Genomic DNA, 18,132 nt, shown 5'->3' with positions numbered 1-18,132 from the left:
GTCTCCCATTTTGAAACCCGTTCTGGCTCTCCCTTCCTTCATTGCAGACATCGGGCCATGACGGCTCGCATAGGTTGTATTGATCCTGTGCAAACCCGCGACCACGGGTCACGCAGGGTTAGCGCTTGTAAACGAATGGGCGCGGTGGTTTTTTCCACGTTTCGCCACGGGGGCGGGAAGACGGACCTGTCCGTCTTCTCTCAATGCGACCGAGAGCCGAAAAGGCTCCGATTACAAAGGGTAGGCATGAACATCGTCGTTCTTCTGGGGGTGGTCATCACCCTCGCCACGGGGATTCCCGTGCTTCTGCAGATTCTCAGAAACCACCCGCGCGGGCTGATTATCTGCTTCTTCGCCGAAATGTGGGAGCGTTTCTCCTACTACGGCATGCGCGGCCTTCTGATCTTTTATCTGACCCAGCACTTCCTGTTCGGGGACGGCGAGGCGGGTTCGATCTACGGCTCCTACACCTCTCTGGTCTATCTGGTGCCCCTGTTGGGCGGCATCCTGGCCGACCGCTTCATCGGCACGCGCAAGGCCATCGCCTTCGGCGCCGTGCTGCTGGTCGCGGGCCACGGCATGATGGCCTTTGAAGGCAAGGACACGACCCAGAACCTGTCCTATGCGGGCCAGACCTATCAGGTCGTGACCGAAGGACGCGGCGACACGGGCACGCGCGGCATCATCGTCGACGGCAAGTCCTACCACTTCGACGCCGGTGAGAACGGCGGCCTGGCCATCGAAGGCCTGCCCGCGGCCTCGCCGCTGCCCGCCGAACTGGCCAAGGATTCCTACACGCTGGAAGCCAAGCGTGATCCGCTGGGCGAGAACGTCTTCTTCCTGGCCATCTCCCTGATCATCATGGGCGTCGGCTTCCTGAAGCCCAACATCTCAACCCTGGTCGGACAGTTGTACCCGCAGGGCGACCCGCGGCGCGATGCAGGCTTCACCCTGTACTACTACGGCATCAACCTGGGCTCATTCTGGGCGGCGGTGCTGTGCGGTCTTCTGGGTCAGACGGTCGGCTGGTGGGCGGGCTTCGGCCTGGCCGGGCTGGGCATGCTGGCGGGCCTGATCGTCTTCGTGCTGGGCAAGCCCCTGCTGCAGGGCAAGGGCGAGCCGCCGGTCGAGGGAAAGCTGAAGGCCAAGCTGCTGGGACCGATCAACCGCGAATATTCGATCTATCTTTTGGGCCTGCTGGGTGTGATCCCGGTCTGGTTCATGGTTCAGCGCAACGCCCTTGTCGGCACGGTGCTGGGCATTGCCACCATCCTGTCGTTGGCTTTCATCGGCTATGTGATGATGAGGGTCTGCAAGACCTGGGCGGAGCGTCAGCGCATGATGCTGGCCGTGGTGCTGATCTTCGGATCGGTCATCTTCTTCACCCTGTTCGAACAGGCCGGCACCTCGCTGAACCTGTTTGCGGACCGTAACGTCGACCTGAACCTGCTGTCCGCAGCGGTGCAGTTCGGACCCTTCACCTTCGGCACCCCGGCGCAGATCGCCGCCGCCGGTCTGGTGGGCCAGGGCATGTTCATCGACACCACGATGACCGCGTCCCAGACCCAGTCGTTCAACGCCGGCTTCATCCTGATCTTCGCGCCGATCTTTGCGGCCCTGTGGGTCAAGCTGGGCCGCGCCAAGCGTGACCCGGACCCGACCTTCAAGTTCGGTCTGGGCCTGCTGCAGGTCGGTCTGGGCTTCATGGTCGTGGTGTGGGGCGCTGGCCTGACCAATTCGGCCTTCCAGATGCCGATCGTGCTGCTGGCGCTGCTGTACATGTTCCATACGACGGGTGAGTTGTTCCTGTCGCCGGTGGGCCTGTCGCAGATCACCAAACTGTCGATGCCCCAGGTGGTCAGCTTCATGATGGCCGTCTGGTTCCTGGCCTCCTCCATCGCCCAGTATGTCGGCGGCTGGATCGCCGGTCTGGCCGGCACGGAGACGGTCGGCGGTCAGGTGCTGAACCCGCAACTGGCGCTGCAGACCTCGCTTGAAGTGTTCGAGAAGCTGGGCTGGGCCGGTCTGGCCGCAGGCGTGCTGTTCATCATCGTCAGCTTCTTCATCAAGGGCTGGGCGAACGGCGCGAACGGCGACAACCATCCCGGTCCCGTCCTGACCGAAGGCGGACACGAGGACGGCAACATCGCCGCCCCCCGGACTTCGACCTCGGGCTGATCCTCAAGGAACAGGCAAAAGATAAGGGCGGCGTCCTCGCGGACGCCGCCCTTTTTCTTTGGCCGGAAGATGGGTCTGGCCTCAGAAGGTCTTGCGCACGCGGATCGACACGAAGGTGCGGGGATCGACGTCGCGGTCTTCGACATAGGCGACGGTGCGGGGATCGCGCGACGCATAGACGGTGCGCTGGATGGTGAAGTCGTCCCACAGATTGATCTGGGCGCGGATGGCCAGGGTTGCGGTCGGCTTGTACTCGGCGAAGGCCTCCACATAGCCTGAACCCCGCCAGATGTTGGTCTGATCCGGGTCATAGGTGGGCTGGCCCAGGCGGGGCAGCCAGTTGACGCCCCACTGGGTCTTGTAGCGGGCGATATCCTGCTGGAAGCCGACATTGGCCTGGCTGGCGCGAACGCCTGAGATGGGGCGGTCCTCACCCGTGGTCGGGTCGGTGACGCTGGTCTTGTTCCAGTTGTTCTTGAAGGTGAAGCGTCCGCCCGAAATGCCGAACTTGTCCAGCGGCACGATGACGTTCAGCGACAACTGGTCCAGCGTGCCGTCGCCGATGTTGCCGACCGCCGACAGGTCGCCGGGCAGCGGCAGGCGGTCGATCACGTCGATGATCTTGTCGTGGCGATAGCCGATGGCGACGATGCCATTGCCCCAGAAGCGGCGCTCGTAGTTCACCTCGGTGATCCAGCGCTGTTCCGGGCGCAGGTCGACATTGCCGCCGAACAGCGTGCCGTCGTCCAGCTCGGCGGCGGCGGCGAAGTCGCTGAAGTCCAACTGCCCCAGTTCACGCTCGAAGCGGAAGCGGAGCTGGTTGTTCTCCATCGGCGTCCAGGTGGCCAGGAAGCGCGGCTTGGCGAAGAAGAAGCTTTCCTCCTGGTTGGCGTCGCCCGACTGTTTGATGGTCGAGGCCTCCAGCCGCACGCCGCCTTCCAGCGTCAGTTTGGGATTGATGCGCCAGGTCGTCTTGCCGAAGGCCTCGCCGCGCGTCTCCTCGACCTTGACCGAGGCGCTGGGCAGTTCGATGGGCGCGCCGCCGATGGTGAAGCCCTGGTGGACGTCCAGCATGTTGTAGGCGACCTCGGCGCCGACCTCGAAGGTCAGAGCGGACGAGCGTTCGTTGCGCAGAAGGCCGCGCAGGATGGTTTCGGATGAATCGCCGTTCGATTTGAACTGCTCTTCCGGGGCCGTCACGCCGTTACGCGTCTGGTTGCCGGTGGAGACGTTGTCGAAGTCGCTGAACTCGTGGATGAACCGCGTCTCCAGCTGCCAGCGCGGGTTCAGCGGCCGGGTCCAGGTCAGGCCCAGTTCGCCGGAATGGCCCTTCTCGGCATAGTCGTTGCGGCGCAGGGATGTGGGCGAGCTGAACTCCGACCAGCTCTGCCAATCATTTATGCCATAGCGGGCGGTGCTCTCCAGCTTGCCGCCCAGCAGAGGGCCGGAATAGTTGCCGCGGATCGAGTTGCCGCCGCCCCAGCCGTCATTCTCGAAGCGTTCGTCGCGCAAGACGTTTCCGGCGGCGTCGGTGCGGATCGAACGGCCCACGCCGTTGGAATCGCTGGATCCCGTGCCATCCGACAGAACGACGCCCCAGCTGCGTTCGCCGCTTTTCGCCGTGAACTGATAGGAGCCGCCGAAGACATCGTGGCCGCCTTCGAACAACTGGGCGTTCCAGGTCAGGATCGACTGGCGGCTGCTGGTCGACTTCAGGATCACGTTCACGATCACCGCATAGCCCTGCATGTCGATGCCGGACGCGCCGCCGCGGATCAGTTCGATCCGCTCGACCTGGCTGGCCAGGGTGCGGCCCAGCACGTTGGAGCCGGTGTCGTTCTTGGAGGCCGGACGCGAGTTGTTGATCAGGATATTGCCGACCGCGCCTTCGAAGCCGCGCGAACCGGAGCCGTCGTCGACCGAGAAGCCGGGGATGCGGTTGACCATGTCCAACGCCGTGTTCGGCTGTTGCGAGGCGAAGAAGTCGGGCGTGAACACCAGCACGCCGCGCTGGGCGGAGTCGATCAGCGGCGCCTGACCATTGGGGCTGGTCGGCACGAGCGCTTCAGCGACCTGGGGCGTGGTTTCAGCATGGGCGGCGCCTGCGAAAAGCAGGGCGGTGGTGGCCAGCAGAATGGTCTTGGTCATCGGTTTCCCCTCGATCTGTTGACGCAGGGTGTGCCGATTGCCGCTGTTCATCTCCAGTTACAAGGCGGAAAGGTGGATTAAATCGGCGACATCATTACAGGCAATTCACGTGCCTATACTGGCAGCTATGAAACTATACGGGCCTGTAATGTTCGAGAGCAATATGAAGTCCCTATTTCTGACGTTGGTATTCAGCGCGGCTCTGGGCGGCGCGGCCGTCGCCCAGACTGCGCCGCCGCCTGCGCCCACCGCCGAGGCGCCGGCCTCTGTCGATGACATCGTGGTGGTGGCGCGCCGGGCGGGGCTGCCGATCTGGACTGTGGACCGGGGCGACAGCACCGTGATTCTGGTCGGCTCCATCAGCGGCGTGCCGCGCAATTATGAGTGGCGGCCCGAGGCGCTGGAACAGGCGACCCTGCGCTCGCAGCGGGTGCTGTACCCGATCGAGGGGCGGGCCTCGCCTGCCGATGTGCTGCGCCTGATCTGGCGCATCCGCACCATCACCCGCCTGCCGGATGGCCGCACCATCGCCGACTACGCCTCGCCCGAGCTGATGGCGCAGCTGGAGGCCCTGCACGCGGGCGAGCGGTCGCAGAACTGGCGGCGCGAACCGCCGCTGATCCAGAGCCTGGACCTGATGGACCGCACGGGGCTGGAGCGCCGGGGCCGGGCCGTGGTGGGCGTGGTCAGCGACAAGGCGCGGCGGGCGCGCATCCCCGGCGACGCCGTGGGCGTGGTGCGCGGCGACGAACTGATCGACGGGCTTCTGACGGCCCCGCCAGAGACCTATCTGGCCTGTCTGGCGATGACGGTCGAGGCCGCGCAGGCCGGACCCGAGGGGGCGGCGAGACGGCTGGATGACTGGAGCCATCTGCGTGTCGCGGCGGTGCTGGCCAACCCGCTGGATCAGGCCCTGAACCTGTGCTGGCCCTCGGGGGATCCCGAGGTCGCCCCCATGCTGCGCCAGAAGTGGCTGGAGGCCACGGATCAGGCGCTGGGCCAGCCGGGGGTGACCCTGGCGGTGGCCCCTCTGCGGGTGCTGGCCGAGCCGGACGGGGTGCTGGACCGGCTGGAGGCCGCCGGTCTTGATCCGCGCGGACCGGAGTGGCGCCCCGTCGGCGAATAGGGCGTCAGCACAGACCGTCATTCCGGGGCGTCCGAAGGGCGAACCCGGAAGCCAGGGGGCTGGCATCCGGCGTTGAATGCATCCAGCGGCGAAACTGTAGTTCTGGGTTCCGGGTTCTTCGCTCCGCTCAGCCCCGGAATGACGATGCTTATTTGAATGTCGATGGACGGACGTGGACCTAGGCGGCGGTCAGACCGCCGTGCCGCCCACCGTCAGGCCGCCGATCTTCAGGCTGGGCTGGCCGATGCCGACCGGCACGCCCTGTCCGGCCTTGCCGCAGACGCCGACGCCCGGATCGAAGGCGAAGTCGTCGCCGATCATCTGGATTTTCGTCAGGGCCGTGGCGCCGTCGCCGATCAGGGTGGCGCCGCGCACCGGGGCGGTGATGACCCCGTCCTCGATCAGATAGGCCTCGTTGCACTGGAAGACGAACTTGCCGTTGGTGATATCCACCTGGCCGCCCGAGAAGTTGGCCGCGTAGAGGCCGCGCTTCGTATTGGCGATCATGTCGGCCTTCGAATCCCGGCCGCCCTCCATGAAGGTGTTGGTCATGCGCGGCATGGGCATATGGGCGAAGGACTGGCGGCGGCCGTTGCCGGTGGCGGCGACGCCCATCTGACGCGCCGACAGCCGGTCGTGCATCAGGCCGACCATGATGCCGTCCTCGATCAGGACGTTGCGCTGGGTCGGGGTGCCTTCGTCATCCACGGACAATGAGCCGCGGCGGTCGGCGATGGAGCCGTCGTCCACCACGGTCACGCCGGGCGCGGCGACGCGCTTGCCCATCATGCCGTTGAAGACGGACGAGCCCTTTCTGTGGAAGTCGCCTTCGAAGCCGTGGCCGATGGCTTCATGCAGCAGGACGCCTGGCCAGCCCGCGCCCAGAACCACGTCCATCTCGCCCGCCGGGCAGTCGATGGCGTCCAGATTGACCAGGGCCTGACGCAGGGCCTCGTCCACCTGAGCCTGCCAGCGCTCGGGCGCGATCCATTCCTCAAAGCCCGCACGGCCGCCTGCGCCGGACGAGGCGCTTTCGCGCTTGCCGTTCTGTTCGACCGTGACGGAGACGTTCAGCCGCACCAGCGGGCGGATGTCGCGCACCGCCCGGTCGTCGGCGCGTAGAATCTCGATGGCGCGGCGCTCTCCGACCAGAGAGGCGGACACCTGGACCACGCGCGGGTCGCGCGCCCGCGCCCAGGCGTCGATTTCCGCCAGAAGCGCGATCTTGTCCGAGAAGGCGGGCGAGGCGAGGGGATCGACCTCGCCATACAGTTTCTGATTGGTGGCGCGCGGGCCCTCGGCGACCAGGGCGGCGTGACCGGCCTTGGCCAGGGCCGCGCTGTCGGCGGCGCGGCGCAGAGCGGCGGCGGAGATTTCGTTGGCGTGGGCGTATCCGGCGGTTTCGCCCGCCACGACCCGCAGGCCGAAACCCTCGGTCGCGTCATAGGCGGCGGATTTCAGCCGCCCGTCGTCGAACACCAGGCTCTCGCTCTCGGAGCGTTCCAGGAACAGCTCGCCGTCGTCGGCCCCGGCCAGGGCCGTCTTCAGGATGGACAGGGCTTCGTCGGCGTCGACGCCGGCGGCGTCGAGGATGGGCGGCGGGGAGGCGGGAACGGTCATGGACGCTAGGTAGGGGTTGGAGGGCGGTTCGTCACCTGCCCGACCGGATTCAGATCCGGCCGGCGGAAAAAACAGAGTCCAATTCGTCTGAATAGTCTGAAATTCCGGCCCAGGCCTGTGTCGCGGACAAGGGGCGGAACGCCCCGGAGTGATGATGACACGGATAAAAGCTCAGGCGCGTCGATTCCGTCGAGAATTATCTTACCCGTTGAATCGATTGATCTTCGCAGGCGCAGATGCGTGGGCGGGGCGTCGCCCGCTAGCGCGCCAGCTTGCCCTTGGCCCTGTCAGCGGTCAGGACGACGTCGGGGTCCGGCTTCTTCACGTCCTGGGTCACATGGTCCAGCACCGACAGGATGTAGCGGATCAGGTTCAGGCGCGCCGTCTTCTTGTCGTCGGTGGCGATGACGGTCCAGGGGGCGAAGGGGCGGTCGGTTTCGTCCAGCATCCGGTCGCGGGCGTCGGAATAGGCGTCGAACCGGGCCTCTGCCTCGGCGTCCAGCGACGACAGCTTGAACTGTTTCAGCGGATCGACGCGGCGTTCCTTCAGCCGTTTCGCCTGCTCCTTGCGCGAGATGTCCAGCCAGATCTTGATCAGGATGATCCCGTCGTCGGTCAGCATCCGCTCGAAACGCGGGGCGTCGGTCATGAACTGGGCGTACTGTTCGGGCGTGCAATAGCCCATCACCGGCTCGACCCCGCCGCGGTTGTACCAGGAGCGGTTGAAGATGACCGTCTCGCCCGCCGCAGGCAGGTGGGGGACATAGCGCTGGAAATACCACTGGCTGGTTTCGCGGTCGCTGGGCTTGGGCAGGGCGACGACGCGCGTCTGGCGCGGCGACATATATTCGGTCAGCCGCTTGATGGCCCCGTCCTTGCCCGCCGTATCGCGGCCTTCCAGCACGATGACGACGCGAAGATTGTTCTTGATGGTCCAGGACTGCGTCTCGACAATCGCGAGCTGCAGCTGCTCAAGTTCGGTCGCGTAGGCGTCTGATTTCTTTCCCATGGGGTTCAGACTGACCCGATGAGGCGGTCAGGGCAAGCGGCGCTGAAACATGACGGGATTCTAACGTGTTCCGATGCGTCGCCGCCGCTAGGGTGCGGGCGTGCAAGGGGAGAAGGGCATGATCATGGACCGCCGAACCGTTCTGATTTCAGGCCTGGCCAGCACCCTGCCGGTCGGGGCGGCGTCTGCTGCAGAAGCCTCGGCCTATGAGGCCGTGCTGGACAAACTGTTCGCGGAAAAGGCGCCGGTCGCCCTGGCGGGCGGCGTGGTGACGCGCGACGGCCTGATCTGGTCGGGGGTGCGCGGCGTGCGGCAGGTGGGCGGAAGCGATGCGGTGACGCCGGACGACCGCTGGCACCTGGGGTCCAACACCAAGGCGATGACGGCGGCGCTTTACGCCCGGCTGGTCGAACAGGGGCGGGCCGCATGGGATGCGCCGCTGAGCACCCTGTTCCCCGGCGCGGCCATTGATCCGGCGTGGAGCGGCGTGACCATCACCGACTTCATCCAGCACCGCGCGGGGCTGAAGGATGAAGACGCCCTGGGCATGGTCTTCTTCATGACTTCGCGCGACGACCCGCGCCCCTGGCCGGTCCAGCGCCGCGCCATCGCCGAGGCCGCCCTGGCCAAGCCGCCGACGGGGGCGAGGGGCGCGTTCGAATACGCCAACGTCAACTACATCCTGGTCGGCGCCGCCATCGAACAGATCACCGGCGGATCGTGGGAAGACGCCATGAAGGCCGAGGTCTTCACGCCGCTGGGCCTGACTTCAGCCGGGTTCGGCGCGCCTGCGCGCAATGTGCAGGGCGGGGCCAACGCCTGGGGGCATGAGGGCGAGGGCGCCGACCGCGTCGCCATGGACCCCGCCAGCCCCGGATCGGACAATCCGCTGGCCCTGGGTCCGGCGGGGACGGTTCATATGTCGCTGGCCGACTATGCGGCCTGGCTGAAGGTCTTCCTGACCGACGGCGGCGGCTGGCTGAAGCCCGAAAGCATCGCCGCCCTCAGCACGCCGAGCCCCGGCGCGGACACGCCCTATGCCGGGGGCTGGATCGCGCCGCCCCACGCCCCCTGGGCGTCGGGGCCGGTGCTGATGCACGAGGGGTCGAACACCCTGTGGCACGCAGTGGCGGCGGTGGCGCCCGTGCGCGGCGTGGCCTTCATCGGCCTGAGCAATCAGGGGCCGGAGGCGGGGGCGGCGAACGGCCTGATGCCGGGTCTGGTGCGGGCGCTGGGCGCGGCGCCCGCCTAATAAAGGGCGCGCGGGCGGTGGCGATGGGGCGGGGCGGACCCTAACTGCACCGCATGACCCTGATTGAACGCCTGTCGCTGACTGTTCCCATCATTCAGGCCCCGATGGCAGGGGTGTCGACGCCGGACATGGCGGCGGCGGTGTCCAATGCAGGCGGGCTGGGCTCCATCGGCGTGGGGGCGACCGACGCCGCGGGCGCGCGGGCGATGATCGCGGCCGTGCAGGCCCGGACAAGCCGCGCCTTCAACGTCAATCTGTTCGTGCATGAAGACCCGACGCCGGACGCGGCGCGCGAGGCGGCGTGGCGGGAGGCGCTGCGGCCTCTGTTCGCCGGGTTCGACGCCCAGCCGCCAGAGCAGCTGCGCACCATCTATCGCAGCTTCGCCCATGACGACGACATGCTGGCCCTGCTGGTCGAGACGGCGCCTGCGGTGGTCAGCTTCCACTTCGGCCTGCCGGATGCGGCGCGGATCGCGGCGCTGAAACAGGCGGGGATCATCCTCCTGTCCACCGCCACCAGCCTGGACGAAGCCCTGGCGGCGCGGGCGGCGGGCGTCGACGCCGTGGTGGCCCAGGGCTATGAGGCGGGCGGCCATCGCGGGGTGTTCGATCCCGACGCGCCGGATGACCAGCTGGGCGTCCTGGCCCTGACCCGGCTGCTGGTCCAGAAGTCGGGCCTGCCGGTGATTGCGGCGGGCGGGATCATGGACGGGCAGGGCGTGCGCGCGGTTCTGGACCTCGGCGCCGTTGCGGCCCAGCTTGGCACCGCCTTCATCGCCTGCCCCGAAAGCGCGGCGGACGAGGCCTATCGCGCGGCGTTGCAGGGCGAGGGCGCGGCCCATACGACCATGACCCGCGCCATCTCGGGCCGCCCCGCCCGCAGCCTGCGCAACCGCTTCACGCTCTGGGGGCAGGGCGACGTGCCGCAGGCCGCCGCCTATCCCATCGCCTATGACGCCGGAAAGGCCCTGAACGCCGCCGCCAAGGCGCGGGGCGAAGGCGGGTTCGGCGCCCAGTGGGCCGGGCAGGGCGCGCCCCTGGCCCGCAGTCTGCCCGCGGCGGCGCTGATGGCGGCGCTGCAGGCTGAGATGGCGGGCTGATCGCCGCACGACCGGCAGGACGATGAACGGATCGCGACCCTGCGGCGTTTGCCAGCGGGGCCGTTGTCGGCCCGGACAGGAGCGGCATGAAGCGGGGTCTGGCTGATCTGTGGGATCTGGTGTGGCAGGCCGTCATGCTGGCCTGCGCCGCGTTCGGCCTGCTGCACGTCTTCGCCCCGCCTCAGGACCTGCCGTGGAGGCCGCTGGATCTGGACCAGCCGCTGGGGCGGGCGACGGCGGCCAAGGTCGCGCGGTTCGATCTGTCGCCCGACGCCTCGCCGGAACAGGTGGGAAAGGCGACCGACGCCTGCCTGCGCCTGCTGCGGGACGGCGGGGTCAGGGGCGAGCGCGCGCAGGATCGGGACGACGGCGGCTTCTGCGTCGTGCGCGGGGCGGTGCGGATCACGGGCGGGGCGGTCACGCCGCTGGCGCCTGCGAATGTCGTCATGCAGTGTCCGCTGGCCGTCCGTTACGTCCTGTGGGACCGGCAGGTGCTGCAGCCGACAGCCCGCGAGGAGATGGGCGCCGCCCCCGCGCGGGTCCGCAATCTTGGCAGCTACGCGTGCCGCCGCATCTATGGCGCGCAGGACGAGGCGGCGCGGCCCAGCGAACATGCGCGGGCCAACGCCCTGGACGTGGCCGGAGTCACCCTGACGGACGGGCGCAGCATCAGCGTCCAAGCCGACTGGGACGGCGAAGGCCCGGCGGGCATGGCGGGCTCGCGCCTGCTGCACAGGGTGCGCGACGGGGCCTGCGGGGTCTTCTCCACCACCCTGTCGCCCGACTACAACGCCGCCCACGCCGACCATCTGCACCTGGACGGCGCCAAGCGTGGCGTTTGCCGTTGAGGTTCAATCAACCAGAAATCATGCAAATCGGCCGTCGTTTTAGCAGTTGACCGTCTCGAAAAGCCGGGTGACAACATATTTGCAGTCCGGATTTTGCATGGGGTCCATACCCATGTCTTGCTCCTTCGCGTGAACGAGCTGTCCAGATGGACTGACGGGTCTCCCGCAGGGAGGTCTGCCTGGAAAAGCGCGTTTACGGAGACGCAGACATGGCGACCGGTACGGTCAAGTGGTTCAACCCCACCAAGGGCTACGGCTTCATCCAGCCCGATAGCGGCGGCTCCGACGTGTTCGTACACGTCACCGCCGTTCAGAAGGCGGGCCTTCAGGGGCTCGATGAGAACGCAAAGGTCGAGTACGAGCTGGAAAACCAGCGCGGCAAAACCTCGGCGATCGACCTCAAGCTTCTCTAAGAGTTGCTGAGCACATAGTTTCAGAGGCAGGCGCGGCGGCTACGGCTTCCGCGCCTGTTTTGCTTTGGGGCGGGTCTGTCGACTGAACCTACCCGGTCGTGCGGGCTTTCAGCGCGGCGCTGCGTTGGGCCAGGACCACCGCGCCCAGAACCAGCACCCCGCCGACGGCCTGAACCGGCGTCAGGGTTTCGTGGAAGATCCACCAGCCCAGCAGACCCGCCACGACCGGCTGCACCAGAATGGTCACGGCGGTGATGGAGGCGGGCAGTCGCCCCAGCGCCCAGGCCACGCCGCCCTGCCCAAAGACGTGCATCACGCCCATGGCGACGCAGGCGGCCCATCCGCCCAGGCTGGCGGGGATGATGGTCTCGCCCAGGGACAGGGCCACGATCAGCAGCAGCGGCGTGCCGACCAGCGTAGCCCAGAATGTGATCTGCATGGCGCCGGACGTGGCGCGCGCCGCCTTCACCGCCAGGAAATAGCCGGAATACCAAAGGGCGACCGACACGCTGAAGATGTCGCCCAGCACCGGGTTCGAGCCCTGCCCGCCGTCGGCGCCCGCCGCCATCGCAAAGGCGCCGCCCATGGCCAGGGCCAGGGCGACCAGAAACAGCCGATGCGGCTTCTCCTTCAGCACGAACCAGCCGAACAGGGTCACCACCACCGGCGTCAGGTTGCACAGCACCGTCGCATTGGCGACCGAGGTCATGACGATGCCGTAGTGCCAGAAGCTGAGATCCAGAGCGAAGAACAGGCCCGCGATCAGCGCCCATTTCGACGGCCGCGCGGCCAGCCCCCTGGGTTCGCGCGCCGCCAGCAGGGTCAGCAGCGGCAGGGCGAACAGAAACCGCCAAAAGCCCGCCGCCGCCGGTCCCGTCTCGGTCAGGCGCACCAGAATCGGCGCCAGACCCAGCACGCAGGCGGAAAAGACCAGAACGATCAGGGCGAACGCGCGGGGGGAGGGGCGCGGCAGGACGGCGGACATGGCGGGGTCTTAGAGCATGATCGTTTCGGGCGGAACCGCATCGCGGTTCCGGCAGAAGCGTGAATCATGCTCTCGCTTAAATCTGGAGCCTGATTCACGGCATCGATGAAATCGCGAAGCGATTCCATCTCAACCGATCAGGCTCTAGCGGTCCCTGCGGCTGGACGCCACAGGGCCGCTGTGCCATCGGGTTCAGGCGTTCAGACATCGAACGGCCTCAGTCGCATGGCGTTGGGGCGACGGCCCTCGCCCTCTCCTCCAGTCCGGTGACTTCATGAAATTGCGCGTCCGCGCCGAGCTTGTTTACCGTTTCGATCCGCCGACCGACGCCATCTACAAGATTCAGGTCGCCCACTGGCCCGGTCAGGACATCCTGCACGAAAGCCTGACCTTCGACCCGCCGGTCGAGGCGCACGAGGATGAGGACGTCGATTTCGGCGCGCGGACCCTGCGCTGCCATGTCTCGGGCGAGGTCAGGCTGACCTATGAGGCGGTGGTCGAGAACGGGGTGCTGAAAGGCCTGCCGCCCGACGTGTCGCAGCATGACTGGGGCGATCTGCCCGCCGAGGTCCTGCCCTATCTCCAGCCCAGCCGGTATTGCCCGTCGGACCAGTTCGGGCGGTTCGTGACGCGTGAGTTCGGCGACACCTCGGGCGGGGCGCGGGTGCTGGCGATCCTGAACTGGATCACCGCCAACATCGACTATGAGCGCGGGGTCTCGGACACCGAAACCACGGCGGCGCGCACCTTCATCGACCGGGCGGGCGTATGCCGCGACTTCACCCATCTGGGCATGACCCTGTGCCGGGCGTCGGGCATTCCGGCGCGTGCCGTCAGCGCCTATGCGTTTGAGCTGAGCCCGCCCGACTTCCACGCCATCTTCGAGGTCTGGCTGGACAACGGCTGGTGGCTGGTGGACGCGACGGGGCTGGCGCCGGTCGAGGGTCTGGTGCGGATCGCCTGCGGGCGGGACGCGGCGGACATCGCCTTCCTGACGACCCAGGAACGCTGCGCCTTCGTGCGCCAGTCGGTGACGGTGGAGGCGGCGTAAGGCCTAGGGGAAATCGACATTCGACCCCAAATCGTCATTCCGGGGCGTCCGTAGGACGAACCCGGAACCCAGGAGGCTCGCAATCCGGCGCCGAATACGCCCAACAACGGCGCCGCAGCCCTGGCTTCCGGGTTCTTCGCTTCGCTCAGCCCCGGAATGACGATCTAAGATTTCGACCGACTGAATGTCGATTGAACCTATTTCGCCGCCGCCTGCTCCGCCCGATAGGCCTGATAGGCGTCGATGAAGTCCAACTGGCGCAGCAGCTTGTTGTCGGGGTCGATCAGGACATGGGCGCCGTCCGGGACCGTGATCTGGCCCTGACCGCCGGTCATGGCCACTGTGCGCAGGCGTCCGTCGATCTCGACCTCCACCGGCATGGGGAAGGCCGCGCCGTCGCCGGTGGTCCAGGCCAGCTTCAGCCGCCCGTTCTCGCGCGTTTCGCTCAGCACCGGCAGGGCGGCGTTGTAGAGATAGCCGCGGAAGAACCAGCCATAATCCTTGCCGGTCACGTCATTGACGATGTCGAGGAAGTCCTGGGTCGAGCGGTAGATCGGCGCGAAATTGCCCGGACGCGGGTCGGGCCGTCCATAGACCAACCGAGTCACCGCCTGATGGAAGGCGGCGTCCCCGATCAGCATCCGCAGAGAATGGCTGATCAGCGAGCCCTTGGAATAGATGTCATTGCCGGGGCCGTTCTCGGAATTATAGACCTCGTCCTCGGTCTTTGGGCTGCCGGACACGACGGGGTATTTGTTGATCAGGCCGCGTCTCTGATCGGCCAGTTCGGTCTGCATATAGCGGTCGCCGTGCAGCCAGCGGCCATAGAGGGGCTGCATATAGCTGCCCAGACCTTCGTGCAGCCACATGTCGTCGGCGTTCTGATTGGTCAGCTGGTTGCCGAACCATTCGTGGGCGAACTCGTGCTGCAGCAGCCAGTCATAGCCGCGTCCGTCCAGCTTGTACTCATTGCCATAGGCGTTGATGGTCTGGTGCTCCATGCCCAGGTGCGGGGTCTCGACCACGCCCATCTTCTCGTCGCCGAAGGGGTAGGGGCCGACCGTCGCCTCGAAGAAGTCCAGCATCCTGGGGAACTCGGCGAACAGGGCCTGAACCTTGGCCGGGTCATCGGTCTTCAGATGCCAGTAGGTCATCGGGATCCTATTGCCGAACCGGCTGGCGTAGTCGGCGGTGACCTGTTCGTACGGGCCGATGTTCAGGGCGACGGCGTAGGTGTTGGGCTGTTTGGCGGTCCAGTTCCAGGTGGTCCAGCCGTCGCCCTGGTCCTGTTTGCCCAGGAACCGTCCGTTGGACGGCGCTGACAAGTTGGAGGGCACGGTGATGTGCAGATCGACCCGGCCCGGTTCCCCGTGCGGGCTGTCGATGCAGGGCCAGAACAGGTCGCAGCCCTCGCCCTGGACCGCCGTGGCGATCCACGGCTCGCCGGACGGGGCGGTCGACCAGACGAAGCCGCCGTTCCAGGGCGCGCGGGGCGCCACGCGCGGCTGGCCCGCATAGGCGATGCGCAGGGCCGTTTTGCCGCCGGTCGGCAGCGTCTGGGGCAGGTCGACTGTCAGTCGGCCTTCCGGATTGGTCCAGCGGTCGGATGCGACCTCGACCCCGTCCACCTGCACGGATGAGATGGTCAGCAGGGTGTCCAGTTCGACCACCAGCCGGTCCAGCGGCGCCAGGGCGGTGAAGTCCAGCACGGCGACGGCGTCGATGGCCCTGTCGTCGGGAATCACCTTGATCGACAGATCGGCCTTGTCGAACTGCATGGCCAGCTGTTCGGCCGTGCGCGGCTGGTCGGTGGCCAGGGTGAAGGCGGTCGATTCGCGCAGTTGCTCCGTCTGGGCGGATGCGGCGCCTGCGCTCAGGGCCAGGACCGATGCGGCGGCGGCCGCTGCTGCTGCGCGATGGATGCTGGATGGCATTCGGCCGTCGCCCTCGTTGATGCTGGGGCCAAGGGATAGGCCGTCAGGTTAAAAGGGCAAAGAAAAAGGCCGACGTTTCCGCCGGCCTTTTCCAGAATAGGTTCAGCAGTCGCCGATCAGGCGGCGGCTTGCTCGGCCAGCTTGGCCTTGACCTGGCGCTTGATGCGCTGGGCGGCGACCGAGAGCTGCTCGTCGCGGGCCTTGACGATGAAGATGTCCAGGCCGCCCTTGTAGTCCAGGGTGCGCAGCGCAGCGTTCGAGATGCGCAGGCTGAAGGTCTGGCCCAGCGAATCCGAGGTGAGCTTGACCGTCTTCAGCGACGGCAGAAAGCGGCGCTTGGTCTTGATGTTCGAGTGGCTCACGTTGTGGCCGACCATCGGGCCGATACCGGTGAGTTCGCAACGACGCGACATCGTCAGATCCTTAAGGTGCGGCGGCCGGTCCCAAAGCGGGGAACAGACGCGTGAAACAAGTACGCGCGGGAGATAGCCCGCGCGAGAGGGGGCCGTATAAGGGATCAGCCGGTTCGGCGTCAAGCCGAGTCTTGGCTGTTTGGTGCAGGGGGTGCGACTCTGGCGAGTCTGCACGGCAGGGAACCCCGGCGTTCAGCGGCCATTCAATTCCCGTGCTGCATGAACCATATCATGAAGATGAAAGCTGAACAGAAGGCCGCCATGTCCCGTCTGACCCCGTCTCGTAAGGCTCTGGCTCGCAAGACTCTGGCCGTCCTGGCCCCCGTGCTCGCGGGCGGCTTCATGCTGGCCGCGCCCGCGATGGCGCCCGCCCAGGTGACGGCACAGACGGCGGCGCAAAGCGAAGTCCTGCCAGGCTATTGGGAATACACCACCAACGCCGTGGGCCAGCGCGAGACGCTGCAGAAATGCGTGCGCCCCAGCGAGATCAACCGATTCTTCGGCGGCATCTCGACCAACAAATGGCGCTGCACCTATCCGACCCGCGTGGTCGGCGACGGCAATGCGCGGTTCGAGGGAACCTGCTCGGACCACAAGAACCGCCGCATCAATGTGCGCCTGAGCGGCACCTATACGGAAACCAGCTTCAGCTTCCGGGGCGGCGCCCAGGTCGTGCGCGGCACCCCTTATATCCCCGCCAGCATCACCGCCCGCCGCATCAGCGCCCAGTGCCCGGCCAACGCCGAGTATTTCTGAGGCGTCAGCGGCTGGCCGGCGCCCGATGCAAAAAGGCCCCGGATCGCTCCGGGGCCTTTTCGTTTGTCTGAGGTCGAACCTTAGGCCGCTTCGGCGGTCGGGATCGGCTTCTTGGCGCTGAGGGACTTGGCCAGCAGTTCGACGGCGGCGTCCTTGTCGATCTTGTTGGCGGCGGCGACTTCGCGGGCCATGCGGTCTAGGGCCGATTCATAGAGCTGGCGCTCGGAATAGGACTGTTCCGGCTGGGTGTCGGCGCGGTGCAGGTCGCGGACCACTTCGGCGATGGAGATCAGGTCGCCCGAGTTGATCTTGGCTTCATATTCCTGGGCGCGACGCGACCACATGGTGCGCTTGATGCGGGCGCGGCCCTTGAGGGTGGTCAGGGCCTTGGTCACGACGTCGTCGGCGGCCAGCGAACGCAGGCCGGCCGTCACGGCCTTTTTGGTCGGAACGCGCAGGGTCATCTTTTCGTGGTCAAAGGTCACGACATAGACTTCCAGCGACATGCCGGCGACTTCCTGCGTCTCGATCGCGGCGACCTTGCCAACGCCGTGCGCCGGATAGACGACCGCGTCGCCAACCTTGAACTCCAGACCAGTCTTGCTCGTCATATTCGTCCTTTCCCGGTCAGGGACAGGCGAAGCGAAGGCGCAGCAAACGCAAACAGCATCTCGACCGGCGGTGGGAGCCGACGGATGAAATGAATGTCAGACGTCAGATACGGAAACGGATCACCAAACCTCTGGCCGATCCCGTCTTCATGGGCGGGATACTGTCGCAAACACGGGCGGCGCGAAGATTTCGCAGACCGCCCGATCCAATGAAACAGAACCTATCACAAATTTGCGGAATTTCAAAACGTCCACAGGGGCGTCATGGAATTGCAGCAAGGCTTGTCCCGTGTGACGGCGGCCTTCAGGAGCCCTTTCCGGGCTTGGGGCTGAAGTATTTCTCGTACTTGCCCGTCTCGCGTTCAAACTGTTCGCGGTCCGCGGGCGGCGTGCCCTTGACGGTGATGTTGGGCCAGACCTTGGCGTATTCGGCGTTGACCTGCAGCCACTTGCCGTCCGGCTCGTCCTCGGTGTCGGGCACGATGGCGTCGACGGGGCATTCCGGCTCGCACACGCCGCAGTCGATGCATTCGTCCGGGGCGATGACCAGGAAGTTTTCGCCCTCGTAGAAGCAGTCCACCGGACACACTTCCACGCAGTCCATGAACTTACATTTCACGCAGGCGTCGGTGACGATGTAGGTCATTGGGCGGCTGAAAGGATCTGGGTTGCGGCTGGGAGGCCTGCG

Annotated in this window: 16 protein-coding genes; 8 read left to right on the top strand and 8 right to left on the bottom strand. The window is 66.5% G+C overall.

All coding sequences use genetic code 11. The features are described 5' to 3' along the window. The first annotated feature begins 246 nt into the window (after positions 1 to 246). Entirely contained in the window at positions 247 to 2,178 is a 1,932-nt protein-coding gene (locus tag KWG56_RS12240) for a peptide MFS transporter (protein WP_201096326.1), read from the top strand. Between the two features lie 81 nt (positions 2,179 to 2,259). Here the strand turns inward: KWG56_RS12240 and KWG56_RS12235 are convergent, their stop codons facing one another. After that, positions 2,260 to 4,326 (bottom strand): TonB-dependent receptor plug domain-containing protein, encoded by a 2,067-nt coding sequence (locus KWG56_RS12235; RefSeq protein ID WP_219354969.1) that lies wholly within the window; start codon positions 4,324 to 4,326, stop codon positions 2,260 to 2,262. A gap of 163 nt (positions 4,327 to 4,489) precedes the next feature. Here KWG56_RS12235 and KWG56_RS12230 point away from each other — a divergent pair, with 163 nt between their 5' ends. Further along, a complete protein-coding gene (locus KWG56_RS12230; protein ID WP_219354968.1) occupies positions 4,490 to 5,452 on the top strand; it encodes a TraB/GumN family protein in 963 nt (320 codons plus the stop codon). 189 nt (positions 5,453 to 5,641) lie between these two features. Here KWG56_RS12230 and tldD read toward each other — a convergent pair whose 3' ends face one another. Continuing rightward, positions 5,642 to 7,072 carry a metalloprotease TldD gene (tldD, locus tag KWG56_RS12225; protein ID WP_219354967.1) on the bottom strand — a complete coding sequence of 477 codons (1,431 nt, stop codon included), beginning with the start codon at positions 7,070 to 7,072 and terminating at the stop codon, positions 5,642 to 5,644. Positions 7,073 to 7,331: 259 nt separating this feature from the next. Further along, complete coding sequence (ppk2, locus tag KWG56_RS12220; protein WP_201096333.1) at positions 7,332 to 8,081, bottom strand: polyphosphate kinase 2; 750 nt, start codon at positions 8,079 to 8,081, stop codon at positions 7,332 to 7,334. A 124-nt stretch (positions 8,082 to 8,205) separates the two neighbouring features. Between ppk2 and KWG56_RS12215 the strand changes: the two genes are divergently transcribed. The 4 genes from KWG56_RS12215 to KWG56_RS12200 all read left to right on the top strand — a co-directional run bounded on the left by KWG56_RS12215 (position 8,206) and on the right by KWG56_RS12200 (position 11,694). Then, on the top strand, positions 8,206 to 9,333 hold the full coding sequence (locus tag KWG56_RS12215; RefSeq protein ID WP_244999501.1) for a serine hydrolase domain-containing protein: 1,128 nt from the start codon (positions 8,206 to 8,208) through the stop codon (positions 9,331 to 9,333). Between the two features lie 53 nt (positions 9,334 to 9,386). After that, positions 9,387 to 10,433, top strand: a complete 1,047-nt coding sequence (locus KWG56_RS12210; protein WP_219354965.1) for an NAD(P)H-dependent flavin oxidoreductase — start codon at positions 9,387 to 9,389, stop codon at positions 10,431 to 10,433. An 86-nt stretch (positions 10,434 to 10,519) separates the two neighbouring features. Continuing rightward, on the top strand, positions 10,520 to 11,281 hold the full coding sequence (locus tag KWG56_RS12205; protein WP_219354964.1) for an extensin-like domain-containing protein: 762 nt from the start codon (positions 10,520 to 10,522) through the stop codon (positions 11,279 to 11,281). Between the two features lie 209 nt (positions 11,282 to 11,490). Further along, positions 11,491 to 11,694 (top strand): cold-shock protein, encoded by a 204-nt coding sequence (locus tag KWG56_RS12200; RefSeq protein ID WP_008264090.1) that lies wholly within the window; start codon positions 11,491 to 11,493, stop codon positions 11,692 to 11,694. 88 nt (positions 11,695 to 11,782) lie between these two features. On the opposite strand, the gene KWG56_RS12195 is transcribed toward KWG56_RS12200, so the two are convergent. Further along, positions 11,783 to 12,679, bottom strand: a complete 897-nt coding sequence (locus KWG56_RS12195) for a DMT family transporter (protein ID WP_219354963.1) — start codon at positions 12,677 to 12,679, stop codon at positions 11,783 to 11,785. Positions 12,680 to 12,953: 274 nt separating this feature from the next. Between KWG56_RS12195 and KWG56_RS12190 the strand changes: the two genes are divergently transcribed. Beyond that, positions 12,954 to 13,730 (top strand): transglutaminase-like domain-containing protein, encoded by a 777-nt coding sequence (locus KWG56_RS12190; protein ID WP_201096337.1) that lies wholly within the window; start codon positions 12,954 to 12,956, stop codon positions 13,728 to 13,730. Positions 13,731 to 13,927: 197 nt separating this feature from the next. Here the strand turns inward: KWG56_RS12190 and KWG56_RS12185 are convergent, their stop codons facing one another. Both KWG56_RS12185 and rpmB read right to left on the bottom strand, forming a co-directional pair. Next, complete coding sequence (locus KWG56_RS12185; RefSeq protein ID WP_219354962.1) at positions 13,928 to 15,664, bottom strand: M1 family metallopeptidase; 1,737 nt, start codon at positions 15,662 to 15,664, stop codon at positions 13,928 to 13,930. 116 nt (positions 15,665 to 15,780) lie between these two features. Beyond that, entirely contained in the window at positions 15,781 to 16,077 is a 297-nt protein-coding gene (rpmB, locus tag KWG56_RS12180) for a 50S ribosomal protein L28 (RefSeq protein ID WP_201096339.1), read from the bottom strand. A gap of 261 nt (positions 16,078 to 16,338) precedes the next feature. On the opposite strand from rpmB, the gene KWG56_RS12175 reads away from it, so the two are divergent. Continuing rightward, complete coding sequence (locus KWG56_RS12175) at positions 16,339 to 16,833, top strand: DUF3617 domain-containing protein (protein WP_244999500.1); 495 nt, start codon at positions 16,339 to 16,341, stop codon at positions 16,831 to 16,833. 80 nt (positions 16,834 to 16,913) lie between these two features. On the opposite strand, the gene KWG56_RS12170 is transcribed toward KWG56_RS12175, so the two are convergent. Both KWG56_RS12170 and fdxA read right to left on the bottom strand, forming a co-directional pair. Then, positions 16,914 to 17,444, bottom strand: a complete 531-nt coding sequence (locus KWG56_RS12170; RefSeq protein ID WP_055753908.1) for a CarD family transcriptional regulator — start codon at positions 17,442 to 17,444, stop codon at positions 16,914 to 16,916. Between the two features lie 304 nt (positions 17,445 to 17,748). Continuing rightward, positions 17,749 to 18,090 (bottom strand): ferredoxin FdxA, encoded by a 342-nt coding sequence (gene fdxA, locus KWG56_RS12165; RefSeq protein WP_201096343.1) that lies wholly within the window; start codon positions 18,088 to 18,090, stop codon positions 17,749 to 17,751. Positions 18,091 to 18,132 lie beyond the last annotated feature (42 nt).

The sequence above is a fragment of the Brevundimonas nasdae genome (assembly GCF_019395145.1).
Lineage (GTDB): Bacteria > Pseudomonadota > Alphaproteobacteria > Caulobacterales > Caulobacteraceae > Brevundimonas > Brevundimonas nasdae.
This window is presented reverse-complemented; position numbering and strand designations above follow the sequence as displayed.